The following is a 15488-nucleotide window of genomic DNA, read 5'->3' on the forward strand; positions in this document are numbered from 1 at the left end:
GCGGGCTTACCCGAGAGCAACTGGACAAAGGGCGCGTGCTGCCGATACCACCCCTGATCCGTTGCAACCGTCCACCGGAGACATCCCATGAAGATCAGCGCCCGCAACCAGCTCAAGGGCACCGTCGTCGAGATCACCAAGGGCGCGACCACCGCCCATGTCCGCCTCGACGTCGGCGGCGCGATCGTGACCTCGGCCATCACCAACGCCGCCGTCGACGAGCTCAGGCTCGCGGTCGGCCAGCAGGCCTACGCCGTGGTCAAGGCCTCCGACGTCATGATCGCCATCGACTGAGGCGCGTCGAGCTGGAGTGGAGCGGAATCTGCTCCGTCGAGATCCGCTCTGCTGTATCGGAACAAACATAGCGGACCAAGGACGCCACGCCGCCCGACCGATCATGCGGCGCCGTCGAACGGGACCTGCGGGCTTCCCGCCTTCGGCCGCGCCCAGGGACGCTCGACCGCAGTCGCCGCCCGGAAGCGCGCGATCTCGGCGGCGAAGGAGCGCGTCACGTCGATATCGTCCCAGCCGTTGAGCAGTTGCTCGCGCCAGACCGGGTCGATGGCGAACGCGATCGAGCGGTTGCCCCAGCCGACCGTCCGCCCGGCGAGATCGACCGTCACCGGAAGGTCGGGCCAGGCCTGCAGCGCGGCCAGCAGGTCCTCGATGTCCGCCTCGTCGAGAACCGCCGGCAGCAGCCCGTTCTTGACAGCGTTGGAGGCGAAGATGTCGCCGAAGGTCGGCGCGAGCACGACGCGGAAGCCGTGGTCGGCGAGCGCATAGACCGCCGCCTCGCGCGACGAACCCGAGCCGAAATTGCGCCGCGCCACCAGGATCGGCGCGTCGCGCCAGACCGGCCGGTTGAGCGGAAACTCCGGCTTCTCCGCTCCCGCCCCGTCGCGGCGCAGATCGTGCAGCAAAAAGCCGCCATAGCCCTCCGAGCGCGGCCGCTTCATGAAGCGGGCCGGGATCAGCTGGTCGGTGTCGACGCTGGCGAGGCCAAGCGGACAGGCCGCGCCCGAGATGGTGGTAAGCGGCTTCATCCGAACACCGCCCACCGAACTGGCGCGGACTCGCCGCCCTGTCCCCTACCCCCCGCTTGCGGTGGGGAAGGGTTAGGGATGGGGGAGCGTGCAGAAAGAGGCTCGACATCGATGTCGGGCGTTGTCCTGGACTCGCCCCCCCACCCCGGCCCTCCCCACCGCAAGCGTGGGGAGGGGGCAGACACGTCGCGCCTCAATCGACCCTCGAACCGCTCCCGAACACACTTCACCTCCGCCCCTCCAGCAGCGGCCGGACGTCGGTGAGCCGGCCCATGACGGCGGCCGCCGCGACCATGGCCGGCGACATCAGATGCGTGCGCGCGCCCGGCCCCTGGCGGCCCTTGAAGTTGCGGTTGGTGGTCGAGGCGCAGCGCTCGCCGGCGGCGACGCCGTCGCCGTTCATGCCGACGCACATCGAGCAGCCGGATTCGACCCAGTCGAGTCCGGCGGCGACGAAGATGCGGTCGAGCCCTTCCTCCTCGGCCTGGCGCTTGACCTGCGACGAGCCCGGCGAGACCAGGCCGGGCACGGCGGCCTTGCGTCCCGCCAGCACGCTCGCGGCCGCGCGCAGATCCTCGATGCGGGCATTGGTGCAGGAGCCGATGAAGACGCGGTCGACCGCGATCTCGTCGAGCTTCTGGCCGGCGCGCAGGCCCATATAGGCGAGCGCGTCGCGCATCGCGCCCGCCCGCGCCTCGTCCTGCACGCACGCCGGATCGGGCACGGAACAGCCGATCGGCAGCGCGTCCTCGGGGCTTGTGCCCCAGGTCACGATCGGCGCGATCGTGCCGGCGTCGAACGAAATCTCGCGGTCGAATTCGGCGTCGCGGTCGCTCGGCAGCGTCCGCCAGCTCGCCACCGCCGCGTCGAACGCCGGCCCCTTCGGCGCGAACGGCCGTCCTTCGATCCAGCGGAAGGTCGTCTCGTCGGGCGCGATCAGCCCGCAGCGCGCGCCGGCCTCGATCGACATGTTGCACATGGTCATGCGCCCGGCCATCGACAGAGCCCTGACCGCCTCGCCGGCATATTCGACCGCATGCCCGCGCGCCCCGTCCGCGCCGATCCGCGCGATGATCGCCAGGATGAAGTCCTTGGCGCCGACGCCTGACGCAGGCGCGCCGTCGATGGTGATCCGCATCCGCTTGGGCTTCTTCTGCCAGAGCGTCTGCGTCATCAGCACGTGCGCGACCTCGGAGGCGCCGATGCCGAAGGCGTAGGCCCCGAACGCGCCATGCGTCGAGGTATGGCTGTCGCCGCAGACCATGGTCAGCCCCGGCAGGGTCAGGCCCTGCTCGGGCCCGGCGACATGGACGATGCCCTGGCGCGGATCGTTCAACCCGAAGAGTTCGATGCCGTGGCGGGCCGTGTTGTCCGACAGATCGTCGATCATCCGCGCGATCTCGGAACTGGCGATATGCTCGCGCCCGCGCGTCGGCACGTAATGATCGGCGACGCCGAAGGTCAGGCCGGGCTCGGCCACCGTGCCGTCGCGCGCCGCGAGCTGAGCGAAGGCGTGGAACGAGCCCTCATGGACGAAATGCCGGTCGATCCAGATGAGCGCATCGCCGGACGGCCGCTCGACCACGACATGGGCGTCCCAGAGCTTGTCGAAAAGCGTGCGCGGCGCGGCCATGGCATCCCGTCCTCTCCCTCAGAATAGCGCGGCCGCCGCTTGACGCAAGTCGCTTGTCCTATAAGCTAGACAACTAGCTGTCTCGATAGACAGTCAGGTTGCCCCCATTGAAAGGCATCGCTTGGACGCCTCGCTCGAACCCCAGAAGGCCCGACGCCTGTATCTGCTGCTGCGCGAGCGCATCGCCAGCGGCGAGATCGCGCCCGGCGCGCGCCTGCCGAGCGAGCCGGCGCTGGCGCTGGCGCATGGCGTCTCGCGGGTCACGGTGCGGCGCGCGCTCGACAGCCTCGCCACCGAAGGGCTGATCGACCGCCGCGTCGGCTCCGGCACCTTCGTCCGCGAGCCTGAGACGCCGCGCCCGATCGTCGCCGACTTCGCCAACATGCTGACGCACCTGGTCGAGATGGGGCGGCGCACCGGCGTGCGCCTGCTCGCCTTCGCCTATGTCCAGCCGCCCGAGGCCGTGGCGCAAGCGCTCGGGCTGAGGCGCGGCGAGCGCGCCCAGCGCTCGGTGCGCGTGCGCCTGATCGACGGCAAGCCCTTTTCCCATCTCACCACCCACGTGCCGGAGCGCATCGGCCTGACCTATTCGGAGGCCGATCTCGCCGCCGTGCCGCTGCTGACTTTGCTCGAACGATCCGGCACCGCGATCGAACGCGCCAGCCAGACGATCGGCGCGACGCTCGCCGGGCCGGACGTCGCCGAGGCGCTCGGCCTCGAGATCGGCCAGCCGCTGCTCTCGCTGACGCGGGTCGTCTCCGGCCCTGACGGGCGCGGCGTCGAGCATCTCCAGGCGCTCTACCGGCCGGACCTCTATTCCTTCCGGATGGAACTGCGCCGCGACGGCGCCGACGACGAGCGGCGCTGGTCTCCCGTGCCGGCGGCGGCGAGGATGTGAGCCAATGCGGGGAGACGCGTCATGATCCGGTTCGCATGGAGCCTTCCAGCTTTTCTGGCGCTTGGGCTCGGCCTTGCCACGGCGACGGCCCAGGACACCTGGCCGAACCGGCCGGGCAAGGTCGTCGTGCCCTATCCGGCCGGCGGCGCGACCGATGTGATGGGCCGGTTCGCGGCCGAGGCCCTGTCGCAGGCGACGAACCAGCGCTTCATCGTAGAAAACAAGGGCGGCGCCTCCGGCGCGCTCGGCTCGGCCGATGTCGAGCGCGCGCCGGCCGACGGCCACACATTGCTCGTGGCGACGCCGGCGACCCATGTCACCAACCAGTATCTGCGCCCGAAGCTGCCCTACGACCCGGACAATTTCGCCTCGGTCGCGATGCTGTCGCAGGGGCCGCTGCTGCTGATAGCCCACCCCTCGCTTCAGGCGAATAGCGTCGCGGAGCTGATCGCGCTGGCGAAGCAACGGCCGGGCAAACTGAACTACGGAAGCTCCGGCGCCGGCGCGACCAGCCATCTCGCGCCCGAGCTGTTCAAGGCCATGGCGGGCCTCGACATCACCCATGTGCCCTATCGCGGCGCAGGTCCGGCGATGGCGGACCTGATCGGCGGGCAGGTCGAGCTGATGTTCGACAATGTCCAGACCGCGCTGCCGCAGATCGAGAGCGGCAAGGTCAAGGTGCTCGGCGTGACCGGCGCCCGCCGCCTCGCGACCCTGCCCGACGTGCCGGCGATCGCCGAGACGGTGCCCGGCTACGAGGCGCTGAGCTTCCTCGCGCTGATGGCGCCGAAGGGCACGCCTTCCCCGGTGGTCGGCCGCGTCAACGGCATCGTCGCGACGTTCTTCCAGACGCCGGAGATCAGGTCCAGGCTCGCCGCGCTCGGCGTCGAATTCGCAGCCATGACGCCGGCCGAGATCGACGGCTTCATCGCGAAGGAACGCGAGAAATGGGGCGCGCTGATCAGGGAGCGCGGCCTCAAGGCCGATCAGTAGCCGGGACCGATTCACGCCGGCGCAAGACCGGCCCAGGACAGAGGAGAGCGAGACATGACCAGGACCACCCTCCTATCCCGCCGCGCGCTGCTGGCGACCGGCGCGGCCGCCATCGCCATGCCGGGCGCGCCGCGGGCGCAAGCCGCGGCGATCAAGATCGGCATCCTCCAGCCCGTCACCGGCGCGCTCGCCTATGACGGCCAGCAAGGCCAGATCGGCGCCGAGGCCGCGATCAAGGCGATCAACGACGCCGGCGGCATCAGGTCGATGGGCGGCGCGAAGCTGCAGATGGTCTTCGGCGACGCCCGCTCGACGCCGGAAGGCGGCACGGCCGAGGTCGAGCGCATGCAGGCCGAGGGCGTCGCCGCGATCGTCGGCGGCTTCGCCTCGCCGATCTGCCTCGCCGCCTCCCAGGCCGCCGCGCGCTACGACCTGCCCTATATCGTCGATGTCGGCGTCTCGGACGCCATCGTCACGCGCGGGCTGAAGAACACCTTCCGCTTCGGCCCCGGCTTCGGCACCGTAACAAGGACCGCGCTCGACAATCTGACCAAGCTCAACGACGCCGCCGGCAAGCCGGCCAAGACCGTCGTGCTGGTGCATGAGGACGGGCTGTTCGGCTCCGGCCTCGCCAAGCTGATGCAGGCGGAATTGCCCAAGCGCGGCTTCGAGGTGCTCGACACCATCGCGCATCCGACGCCCTCGCGCGACATGTCGAACGTCGCCTTGCAGATCCGCGCCAAGAACCCCGACCTCGTCATCCCGTCGAGCTATTACGGCGAGTTCGCCCTGCTCGCTCGCACCATGCAGCAGCAGCGCATCAGGCCCAAGGGCATCTATGCCGTGCTGAACGGCGCGGCCTCGAATTTCCGCTTCGTCAAGGAATTCCAGGACGCGGCCCAGAACGTGATGGACTGCAATCACTGGCACGATCCGAGGAAGCCGGTCGCCGAGGCGCTGCGCAAGCAGGTCGAGACCTCGGGCAAGTTCTGGACCTACAACATCCCGCTGAACTGGTCCTGCGTCGCGCTGCTCGCCGACGCGCTGGAGCGGGCGGGTTCCACCGACAAGGCCAGGCTGACCGAGGCGCTGGCGAGCTCGACCTTCGCCGGCCACATCATGCCCTATGGCCCGACCAGGTTCACCAACGGCCAGAACGAGGGCGGCGCGCCGGTCAACACGCAGGTCCAGGGAGCCGACATCAAGGTGATCTTCCCGGCCGATTTCGCCGACGCCAAGGCGATCTTCCCCGTGCCGGCATAGGGCGCTCGCTTCCTTCTCCCCACGGGGAGGCACGGATTGTCCCGTCATGGTCGGGCTTGTCCCGACCGGCCACGTCTTGCGCCGCCGAGAACTATGTCCAAGACGTGGATGCTCGGCGCAAGGCCGGGCATGACGCAAAAGGCGGCGCCGGCGCCCAACGAAAAAACGAATGTTCGCACCCGACATCATCCTCGCCGCCGTCCTGAACGGCCTGATGACCGGCTCGGTCTACGCGCTGATCGCGCTGGGGCTGACGCTGGTCTATGGCGTGCTGCACATCATCAACTTCGCCCATGGCGCGACGCTGACCGCGGCGATGTTTGCGGTCTATGTCGGCCACACCGTCTTCCGGATCGATCCCTATCTCGCCCTCCTCATCGTGCCGCCGCTGTTCTTCGGCCTCGGCTATGCCCTGCAGCGCTTCGTCATCGGCCCGGCGAGCCATGGCGAGGACCGCAACATCCTGCTCGTCACGCTCGGCCTCTCGATCGTCATCGAGAACGCGATGCTCGCGATCTTCCGCTCCGACACGCGCTCGATCGACGTGCCCTATGCCTTTTCCTCGGTCGATCTCGGCTTCACCTTCCTGGCTCTGCCGCGCGTCGCCGCCTTCGGCGTGGCGCTGCTGGTCGCGCTCCTGCTCGGCCTGCTGCTGACCCGCACCGACACCGGCAAGGCGATCCGCGCCGTCGCCAAGGAGAAGACCGGCGCGGCGCTCGCCGGCATCGACGTCGCCCATATCTACGCCGTCACCTTCGGACTGGGAGCGGCCTGCGTCGCCATCGCGGCCTGCCTCTTGATGCCGACCTTCTACGTCACGCCGCGCGCCGGCAACGCCTTCGTCCTCGTCGCCTTCACCATCGTCGTGCTCGGCGGCATGGGCTCGATCCCCGGCGCGCTGATCGGCGCGCTCTTCATCGGCATGGTCGAAAGCCTGTGCGGGCTTTTCTTCGGCGAGAGCCTCGGCCAGATCGGCATCTTCCTCATCTTCATCCTGGTGCTGCTGGTCAGGCCGACGGGGCTGTTCGGAGCCCGCGCATGACCGCCGCCCGCGCCTTCGCGCCTGCCGTGATCCTGCTCGCGCTGGCGGCGCTTGTTCCCGTCATCGTCGCCGCCAACACGGTGCTGAACTTCCTCGTCTTCACGCTGATCGTCGCGCTCGCGGCTCAAGGCTGGAACCTGCTCGGCGGCTTTGGCGGCCAGTTCTCCTTCGGCCACGCCGCCTTCTTCGGCACCGGCGCCTACGCGACCGCGATCCTGCAGGCGCGCTACGGCGTCAATGCCTGGGCGGGCTTCGGCATCGCCGTCGCGCTCTCGGCGGCGGTCGGCTGGATCATCGGCTTCCTCAGCTTCCGGTCGGGTCTGCGCGGCTCCTATTTCGCGCTGGTGACGCTCGCCTTCGCCGAGGTCTTCCGCATTCTCGCCAATGCCTCGGCCTTCACCGGCGGCGCGGCCGGGACGCTGGTCAGGCTCGACATGCGCCCCGAAAACTTTCAGTTCGCCAGCCGCGCCGTCTTCGTCTGGATCGCGCTCGCGCTCGTCGGCTTCGTCCTGCTCGCGACGATCGCGATCGCCCGCTCGCGCTTCGGGGCCTGGCTCGCCGCCGTGCGCGAGAACGAGGATGCGGCGCGCGCGCTCGGCGTCGACGTGCTCGGCGTGAAGCTGAAGGCGATCACGCTCTCGGCCGGCGTCACCGGCGCGGCCGGCGCGCTCTACGTCCAGTACTACCTCTATCTCGACGCCAACATCGCCTATGGCGCCTGGGTTTCGGTCGAGGCGCTGATCGCCCCGATCGTCGGCGGCATCGGCACGCCGTTGGGGCCGGTCATCGGCGCGGTGACGCTGCATGGGCTCGGCGAGCTGACGAAGCTGTTCGCCGGCGGCATTCCCGGCATCGACCTCGCGATCTATGGCGCGCTCCTGGTCGTGGCGATCGCCTTCGCGCCCGACGGCGTCATGGGGCTGCTGCGCAAGCTCGGCCGAGGGCGCAAGCCCGTGACGGAAGGAGCGCCGTGATGCTCGCCGTCGACGCCGTCACGAAACGCTTCGGCGGACTCGTCGCGGTCAACGCCGCGAGCCTGACCGTGGCACAGGGCTCGATCACCGGGCTGATCGGTCCCAACGGGGCCGGCAAGACCACGCTGTTCGCCGTCATCGCCGGCTTCGAGGCCGCGAGCGCAGGCCGCATCGTCTTCGCGGGCGACGACATCACCAGGGAGGCTGCCCATCTGCGCGCGCGGCGCGGCATCGCCCGCACCTTCCAGATCGTGCAGCCTTTCGCGGGCCTGTCCGTGATCGAGAACATCGCGGTCGGCGCCTATCTGCGCCATGCCGGCCGCGCCGAGGCGCAAGGCCGCGCCCGCGAGGTCGCTGCCCTCGTGGGTCTGAGCGCGATGCTCGACCAGCCGGCCTCGGAACTCACCGTCTCCGGCCGCAAGCGCCTCGAACTGGCGCGCGCGCTCGCGACGGAGCCGGAGCTGCTGCTGCTCGACGAGGTGCTGGCCGGGCTCAACCCCTCCGAGATCCGCGACATGATCCCGGTCATCCGCCAGATCCGCGACGGCGGCGTCACCATCCTGATGGTCGAGCATGTCATGCAGGCGGTGATGAGCCTGTGCGAGGACATCCATGTGCTGGCGCAGGGCAGGATCATCGCCAGGGGCGCGCCGCGCGAGATCGCCGGCGATCCGGCGGTGATCGAGGCCTATCTCGGCCATGGCGCCTCCAAGCGGCTGCAGGGGGCCTCGTGATGCTTCCGATTGCGACAGGGCTCGACCTTTCTCCCTCCCCCCGCTTGCGGAAGACGGCCATGCTTGAGGTTTCCAGCCTCATCGCCGGCTATGGCGGCGCCGACGTGCTGCGCGGCATCGACCTGTCCGTGCGGGCCGGCGAGATCGTCGCGGTGTTAGGGGCCAACGGCGTCGGCAAGACCACGCTGAACCGCGCGCTGTCGGGCCTGATCAAGCCCCGCGCCGGGTCGATCCGCTTCCTGGGCGAGGACATCGCCGGCAGCAAGCCCTCGGCCATCGTCGCGGCCGGGCTTATCCATGTGCCGGAGGGCCGGCGCATCTTCCCGAACATGAGCGTGCGCGACAATCTCGTGCTCGGCAGCTATCGCCGCGGCAAGCCGGCGCGCGAGGCCAATCTCGAGCGGATGTTCACGCTGTTCCCGCGCCTGCGCGAGCGCGCCACGCAGCTCGCGGGCACATTGTCCGGCGGCGAGCAGCAGATGCTGGCGATCGGCCGCGGGCTGATGGGAGAGCCGAAACTGCTCGTCCTCGACGAGCCCTCGCTCGGCCTCTCGCCGCTGCTGGTCGAGGAGATGTTCGCGCTCATCGCCCGCGTCGCCTCAGAAGGCCTCGCCGTGATGCTGGTCGAGCAGAACGTGGTGCAGTCGCTCGAACTCGCATCCCGCGCCTACGTCATGGAGAACGGCCGCATCGCCGTCTCCGGCGACGCGGCGCGAATCGCCGCCGACCCCGCCCTGAAACACGCCTATCTCGGATTGTGAGGCGGCCATGAACGCTCGCGCCAAAGCCAGGATCAGCCCCGATGTCAGGGCGGAACCCGTGATGCAGCGGCCGGCCACGCCGGGCTGGCTGACGGAACTCGCCGATTTCTGCGCCGGCCTGCGTTACGACGACCTGCCGGAGGCCGTCGTCGCACGCACGCTGCAGGTGACGGCTGACTGCGTCGCCGCCATCGCGGCCGGCGCGCGGGAGCCCGAGACGGTCGCGCTCGCCTACCGCCTCGCGCCGATCGGACATCCGGCCGGCGCGGCGATCATCGGGGCCGGACGCAGCACCACGCCGGCGCAGGCCGCCTTCCTGAACGCGACCGCCGGCACGATGCTGGAGCTCGACGAGGGCAACCAGTACGCCCGTGGCCATCCCGGCATTCATGTCGTGCCGGCCGTGCTCGCCGCGGCGCGCCAGACCGCGGCGACCGGGCGCGACGTGGTCACGGCGGTCGCGCTCGGCTACGAGATCGGCGCGCGCATCGGCATCGCCTCGAAACTGCGCGTCACCATGCACCCCCACGGCACCTGGGGCACGGTCGGCGCGGCCGTCGCGATCGCCTGGCTCAACCGGCGCGATTCGGTCGCGATGATCGAGACGATCAACGTCGCCTCCTCGCTCGGGCTCTCGACCAGCCGCAGGACGATGCTGGAGGGCGGCACGATCCGCAACAGCTATGCCGGCTTCTCCAACCAGATCGGCGTGATGGTCGCGGACCTCGTCGCCGCCGGCTTCGTCGGCGAGGCGGACGGTCTCGGCACCGTCTACGGCACGGTGATCGCCGACGATTGGCGGCCGGAGGCGATGGTCGAGGCGCTCGGCCAGCGCTGGGAGATCGCGCGCAACTACTTCAAGCGCCATGCCTGCTGCCGCTACAATCACGGCGCGCTCGATGCGCTGGCGGAGATCGTCGCCGGCGAAGGCGGCCGCATCGCGCCGGAAGCGATCGTGCGCATCGACGTCGCGACCTACGTCTGGGCGGCGCAGCTCGCCGGCCAGGAGCCGCACAACATGCTGGCCGCGAAATTCTCGCTGCCCTTCTCGATCGCGACGACGATCGTCCACGGCGCGGCGACGGTGGAGGCCTTCCGCGCGCCGGCCCGCGACGACATCGTCATTCGCGATCTGGCCCGCCGCGTCTTCGTCAGGGAGGACGAGGCCGCGACTGCCAGGCTCCCCGGCCTGCGTCCGGCCAGGGTCACGCTCGCCCTGACCGATGGCCGCGTGCTGGAAGCCGAGGCGCTGACCAATCGGGGCGACGCCGAGGACCCCTATGGCGACGCCGAGATCCGCGAAAAGTTCTTCGACCTGGCGTCGCCTGTCTGGGGCGAGCCTCACGCCGCCGCGATCCTGGCCCAGATCGACGCGCTGCCGCAGGCCGGCGATCTCGACGCACTGAACCGGCTGCTGGCCGCGCCACCTTTCACCGCCAATGGACAACGCTCATGACCACGTCCCTGAGGGCGCGCCTGGCGGAACCCGAGATCGTGCTCGCGCCCGGCGTCTACGACGCGCTCACCGCCTCGATGGCCGAGTCCGCCGGCTTCGAGGCGCTCTACGTCTCCGGCGCCTCGATCGCCTACACTCGCCTCGGCCGGCCCGATATCGGCCTGGTCTCGATGTCCGAGGTCGCGGATACGATCACGATGATCCGCGACCGGATCGCGACGCTGCTGATCGTCGACGCCGACACCGGCTACGGCAATGCGCTCAACATGCAGCGCACCATGCGGCTGTTCGAGCGCGCCGGCGCCAACGCCCTCCAGATCGAGGACCAGAGCTTTCCCAAGCGCTGCGGCCACCTCGCCGACAAGGGCGTGATCCCGGCGACGGAAATGGTCGGCAAGATCAAGGCGGCGACCGACGCGCGCGCGTCGGACGAAACGCTCGTCATCGCCCGCACCGACGCGATCGCGGTCGAGGGCTTCGACAGGGCGATGGAGCGGGCGCGGGCCTATGCCGAAGCCGGGGCCGACATGCTCTTCGTCGAGGCGCCCGGCTCCGCCGACGAATTGTCCCGCGTCGTGGACGCGCTCAAGGGCGCCCTGCCGCTGATGGCCAACATGGTCGAGGGCGGCCGCACGCCGATCACCTCGGCCGACAGGCTGCAGGCGCTCGGCTTCTCGCTGGTGATCTTCCCGGGCGGCATCGTCCGCGCGCTCGCCCGGGCCGCGCAGGACTTCTACGCCTCGCTCAGGCGCAACGGCACCACCGACCCTTTCCGCGACCAGATGTTCGATTTCGACCAGCTCAACGCGGTGATCGGCACGCCCGGGATGATCGCCGCCGGAAAGGCCTACGAGGCCGAGCGGATCGTCGCCGCCGACAAGGCCGGACACGCCTCATGACCACGCTCGACCCCGTCACGCTTGCCGTGCTGAAGGGCCGGCTGGAGCAGATCGCCAACGAGATGGACGCGACGCTCTATCGCTCCGCCTTCAACCCGATCATCGCCGAGGCGCACGACGCCTGCCATGGTCTCTACCATGCCACGACCGGCGACACGCTGGTGCAGGGCACGTCGGGCCTGCCGATCTTCGTCGGCGCCATGGCCTTCGCGGTCCGCGCCGTCATCGCGCGCGTCGACGCCGGCGCGGCCAACGAGCCCGGCGACACCTGGCTCTTCAACGACCCCTATGAGGGCGGCACGCATCTAAACGACATGCGTCTCGTGCGCCCGATCTTCCGCGACGGACAACTGTTCTGCTGGCTCGCCTCGGTCGGCCACTGGCTCGATGTCGGCGGCAATGTGCCCGGCAACTTCAACGCCAGGGCGACCGAGAGCTTTCAGGAAGGTTTTCGCATCCCGCCGGTGAAGCTCGTGCGCAAGGGCGAGTTCCAGCACGACATCGTCGAGATCCTCAACGCCAATTCGCGCCTGCCGCAATCGAACTGGGGCGATCTCAACGGACAGCTCAACGCGCTCGATCTCGGCGAGCAGCGCCTCGACGCTCTGCTCGCGGATTACGGCGCCGAAACGGTGGAAGCCGCGCTCGACGCCTTTTCCGCCCGCGCCGAGACGCTGATGCGCGCCGAGATCGCCGCCCTGCCGGACGGCCGCTATTCCTTCGACGACTTCCTCGACAATGACGGCATCACCGACGAGCCGCTGCGCATCGCGCTCGACCTGACGATCGCGGGCGAGATCATGACGCTCGACTTCTCGCGCTCGGCCCCGCCCTGCCAAGGCCCGCTCAACATCGCCTACTCGACGGCGGTCGCCTGCTGCTATGTCGCGCTGAAGCACATCTTCCCGCATGTCCCGGCCAATGCCGGCGTGCTCAAGCCGATCGCCTTCGTCATTCCGAATACGACGCTGCTCGGCGTCAGCGCGCCCAAGCCCGTCGGCGGCTACACCGAGACGATCCTGCGCGTCATCGACACGGTCTTCGGCGTCTTCGCGCAGATCGCGCCCGAGCGCGCCAACGGCTCGCCCTACGCCACGATCAACGCGCTCTCGCTGGCGGGCCATCGCGACGACGGCTCGCGCTTCGTGATGTTCTCCTTCTTCGGCGGCGGCCTCGGCGGCAACCCGGAAGGCGACGGCCTCAACCACGGCAACAACCCGATCTCGACCGCGACGATCCCGCCGGCCGAGATCCTCGAAGCCGCCTATCCGGTGATGTTCACGCAATGGGCATTGCGTCCCGATTCCGGCGGCGCCGGCAGGCATCGCGGCGGCTGCGGCGCGATCTACGAGATCGAGGCGCTGGCGAAAGGCGGCGCCGATGTTTTCCTCCTCGGCGAGCGCGGCAAGTTCCCGCCTTTCGGCGTGGTCGGCGGCGGCCCGGCCGCGACCAACCGTTTCGTCTACGACAGCGCCGAGGGCGAAAAATCGCCACCCCTCGTCACCAAGATCGCCGACATCCACATCGCGAAAGGCCAGCGCGTGCGGTTGGAAAGCCCGGGCGGCGGCGGCTATGGCGAGCCGCGCGAACGGGATGCGGCGGCGGTGCGGCGCGACGTGGCGAACGGGTATGTCAGCGCGGACGCGGCGCGGGCGCGGTATGGCGTGGATGCGGAGGCCGGGCGATGAATCCCGTCCTCCACGCCATCGTCGGCGTCGATGTCGGCGGCACCTTCACCGACCTGTTCTGGTTTGACGAGCAGGAGAAGTGCTTCCGCGTCGCCAAGGTGCCGTCGCAGCGCGGCGACGAGGAGACCGGCTTCATCGCGGGCCTCACCACTTTCGGCCCGGTCGCGAACCTCGCCTCGATCGTCCACGGCACCACCGTCGGCACCAACGCCCTGCTGGAACGCAAGGGCGCCAAGGTCGGCGTCATCACCACGCCGGGCTTTCGCGACGCGCTGGAGATGCGCCGGCGCGACCGCCGCCAGACCTGGGGACTGTGGGGCTCGTTCACGCCCGCCGCCAGCCGCGACTGCCGGCTGGAGGTTCCGGAGCGCACGCTGGCCGACGGCACGATCCGATTGGGCGTCGATCGGGACGCGGTGCGCGAAGCTGCCCGGACGCTCGCCGAAAAAGGCTGCGAGGCGCTGGCGATCATCTTCATCAACGCCTACGCCAACCCGGCCAACGAGCGCGCCGCGCTGGCGGCCGCGAGCGAGGTCTGGCCGAACGAACACCTCGCCTGCTCCTCGGCGATCCTGCCCGAGATCCGCGAATTCGAGCGCGCCTCGACCACGGCGCTGAACGCCACGCTGCAACCGCTCGTCGGTTCCTATCTCGGCCGGCTGGAGGATGCGCTGGCGGCGGACGGCTTCACCGGGCGCTTCCACATCGTCCAGAGCAATGGCGGAGCGATGTCGACCGCGACGGCGCGCAAGCTGCCGGTTCGCACGGCGCTGTCAGGCCCCGCCGCCGGCGTCATCGCCGCCGCCGCGATCGCGCGCGCCGCCGGCTTCCCGAACGTGATCACCGGCGATCTCGGCGGCACCTCCTTCGACGTCTCGCTGATCGCGGGCGGGCAGGCCGCGCTCGCCGCGCAGAGCACGATCGATTTCGGCATGGTGATCCGTACCCCGATGATCGAGATCACCACGATCGGCGCCGGCGGCGGCTCGATCGCCCGCGTCGACGCCGGCGGCCTGCTCGAGGTCGGCCCCGAAAGCGCCGGCTCCAGGCCGGGCCCGGTCTGCTATGGCGGTGGCAACGACCGCCCGACCCTGACCGACGCCAATCTCGTGCTCGGCCGCATCGACGGGTCGAAGCCGCTCGGCACGCTGCGGAGCCTGGATGTCGAGGCCGCCCGCGAGGCGATCAGGCTCAAGATCGCCGAGCCGCTCGGCCTCGACGTCATGACGGCGGCGGAAGCGATCGTGAGGATCGCCAATGCCCGCATGGCCGGCGCGATCCGGCTGGTCTCGATCGAGCGCGGCCACGACCCGGCGAATTTCGTCGCCATGCCCTTCGGCGGCGGCGGCGCGCTGCACGCCGGCGCGCTGATCCAGGAGGTCGGCCTGAAGGGCGCGCTGGTGCCGCGCTTCCCCGGCGTCACCTCGGCGCTCGGCTGCGTCATCGCCGACATCCGCCATGACGGCGTCCAAACGGTGAACCTGATGCTCGACGGCCTCGACGCCGCCGCGCTCGACGCCCGCATGGTCGAGGCCGGGCGCGAGGCGCATGCGATCGTCGCGGCCGCCGGCCTGACGGTCGAGCGCATCGAGGTGCTCTACGAACTCGACATGCATTATCTCGGGCAGACGCACACGGTCGCGGTGCCGTTGCCCGTAACGCTCGCCGAGGGAACGACCGGCGTCACGCCCGAGATCATCCGCGCCGCGTTCGAGACCGCCTATGGCGCGGCGTTCAGCCGGCTGCTGCCGGGCATCCCGGTGCGCGTCGTCACCCTGCGCACCGCCGCGATCGGCCGCCGCCCGGCCTTCGACCTGACGGCGCTCGCGCCCGCCACGGGCGCGGCGCTGGAGGCGGCGCGCCTTGGCTCGCGAAAGGTCTATCTCGACGGGCAATGGCGCGAGACGGCGATCTGGTCGCGGCTCGACCTGCCCGTCGGAGCTCGGATCGAGGGGCCGGCGATGCTGGAGCAATCCGACGCGACCGTGCTGGTCGATCCCGGCCTGGCCGCCGAAGTCGACGCCCTCGGCAATCTCGTGATCCTGAGGAGTTGAGTGTGCATTCTCGCAATGCCATTCGCGATCGTTCCGGACGACCGAAGGAA

At 70.0% G+C, this 15488-nt stretch carries 14 protein-coding genes; 12 read left to right on the forward strand and 2 right to left on the reverse strand.

Annotated elements, in window-relative coordinates; translation table 11 throughout:
• Window positions 1-87 precede the first annotated feature (87 nt).
• A complete protein-coding gene (locus AC1RRW_RS01725) occupies window positions 88-294 on the forward strand; it encodes a TOBE domain-containing protein (protein WP_492898566.1) in 207 nt (68 codons plus the stop codon).
• Window positions 295-395: 101 nt separating this feature from the next.
• Here the strand turns inward: AC1RRW_RS01725 and leuD are convergent, their stop codons facing one another.
• Together leuD and leuC are read right to left on the reverse strand one after the other, a co-directional pair.
• Window positions 396-1043 (reverse strand): 3-isopropylmalate dehydratase small subunit, encoded by a 648-nt coding sequence (gene leuD / locus AC1RRW_RS01730; RefSeq protein ID WP_492898568.1) that lies wholly within the window; start codon window positions 1041-1043, stop codon window positions 396-398.
• 226 nt (window positions 1044-1269) lie between these two features.
• Window positions 1270-2676, reverse strand: coding sequence for a 3-isopropylmalate dehydratase large subunit (gene leuC, locus AC1RRW_RS01735; RefSeq protein WP_492898570.1), 1407 nt, complete (start codon window positions 2674-2676; stop codon window positions 1270-1272).
• A gap of 121 nt (window positions 2677-2797) precedes the next feature.
• On the opposite strand from leuC, the gene AC1RRW_RS01740 reads away from it, so the two are divergent.
• From AC1RRW_RS01740 to AC1RRW_RS01790, 11 genes are all read left to right on the forward strand, one after another.
• The gene (locus tag AC1RRW_RS01740) at window positions 2798-3574 is read left to right on the forward strand and encodes a GntR family transcriptional regulator (RefSeq protein ID WP_492898572.1); all 777 of its coding nucleotides are present in this window, start codon (window positions 2798-2800) and stop codon (window positions 3572-3574) included.
• 21 nt (window positions 3575-3595) lie between these two features.
• Entirely contained in the window at window positions 3596-4567 is a 972-nt protein-coding gene (locus tag AC1RRW_RS01745) for a Bug family tripartite tricarboxylate transporter substrate binding protein (protein ID WP_492898574.1), read from the forward strand.
• A gap of 54 nt (window positions 4568-4621) precedes the next feature.
• Window positions 4622-5830 (forward strand): ABC transporter substrate-binding protein, encoded by a 1209-nt coding sequence (locus AC1RRW_RS01750; protein WP_492898576.1) that lies wholly within the window; start codon window positions 4622-4624, stop codon window positions 5828-5830.
• A gap of 169 nt (window positions 5831-5999) precedes the next feature.
• On the forward strand, window positions 6000-6872 hold the full coding sequence (locus AC1RRW_RS01755) for a branched-chain amino acid ABC transporter permease (RefSeq protein WP_492898578.1): 873 nt from the start codon (window positions 6000-6002) through the stop codon (window positions 6870-6872).
• Entirely contained in the window at window positions 6869-7846 is a 978-nt protein-coding gene (locus tag AC1RRW_RS01760; RefSeq protein WP_492898580.1) for a branched-chain amino acid ABC transporter permease, read from the forward strand. The genes AC1RRW_RS01755 and AC1RRW_RS01760 overlap by 4 nt, the downstream gene beginning before the upstream one ends.
• The gene (locus AC1RRW_RS01765) at window positions 7846-8580 is read left to right on the forward strand and encodes an ABC transporter ATP-binding protein (RefSeq protein WP_492898582.1); all 735 of its coding nucleotides are present in this window, start codon (window positions 7846-7848) and stop codon (window positions 8578-8580) included. The genes AC1RRW_RS01760 and AC1RRW_RS01765 overlap by 1 nt, the downstream gene beginning before the upstream one ends.
• Window positions 8581-8639: 59 nt before the next feature.
• Window positions 8640-9341, forward strand: coding sequence for an ABC transporter ATP-binding protein (locus tag AC1RRW_RS01770; RefSeq protein WP_492898584.1), 702 nt, complete (start codon window positions 8640-8642; stop codon window positions 9339-9341).
• A gap of 7 nt (window positions 9342-9348) precedes the next feature.
• Window positions 9349-10797: an MmgE/PrpD family protein gene (locus AC1RRW_RS01775; RefSeq protein WP_492898586.1), complete on the forward strand. Its 1449-nt coding sequence runs from the start codon at window positions 9349-9351 to the stop codon at window positions 10795-10797.
• Entirely contained in the window at window positions 10794-11696 is a 903-nt protein-coding gene (locus AC1RRW_RS01780; protein ID WP_492898588.1) for an isocitrate lyase/PEP mutase family protein, read from the forward strand. The genes AC1RRW_RS01775 and AC1RRW_RS01780 overlap by 4 nt, the downstream gene beginning before the upstream one ends.
• Window positions 11693-13384, forward strand: coding sequence for a hydantoinase B/oxoprolinase family protein (locus AC1RRW_RS01785; RefSeq protein WP_492898590.1), 1692 nt, complete (start codon window positions 11693-11695; stop codon window positions 13382-13384). The genes AC1RRW_RS01780 and AC1RRW_RS01785 overlap by 4 nt, the downstream gene beginning before the upstream one ends.
• The gene (locus AC1RRW_RS01790; protein WP_492898592.1) at window positions 13381-15438 is read left to right on the forward strand and encodes a hydantoinase/oxoprolinase family protein; all 2058 of its coding nucleotides are present in this window, start codon (window positions 13381-13383) and stop codon (window positions 15436-15438) included. The genes AC1RRW_RS01785 and AC1RRW_RS01790 overlap by 4 nt, the downstream gene beginning before the upstream one ends.
• Window positions 15439-15488: the final 50 nt, after the last annotated feature.

The sequence above is a fragment of the Allobosea sp. GW821-FHT12C12 genome (genome assembly GCF_058807355.1).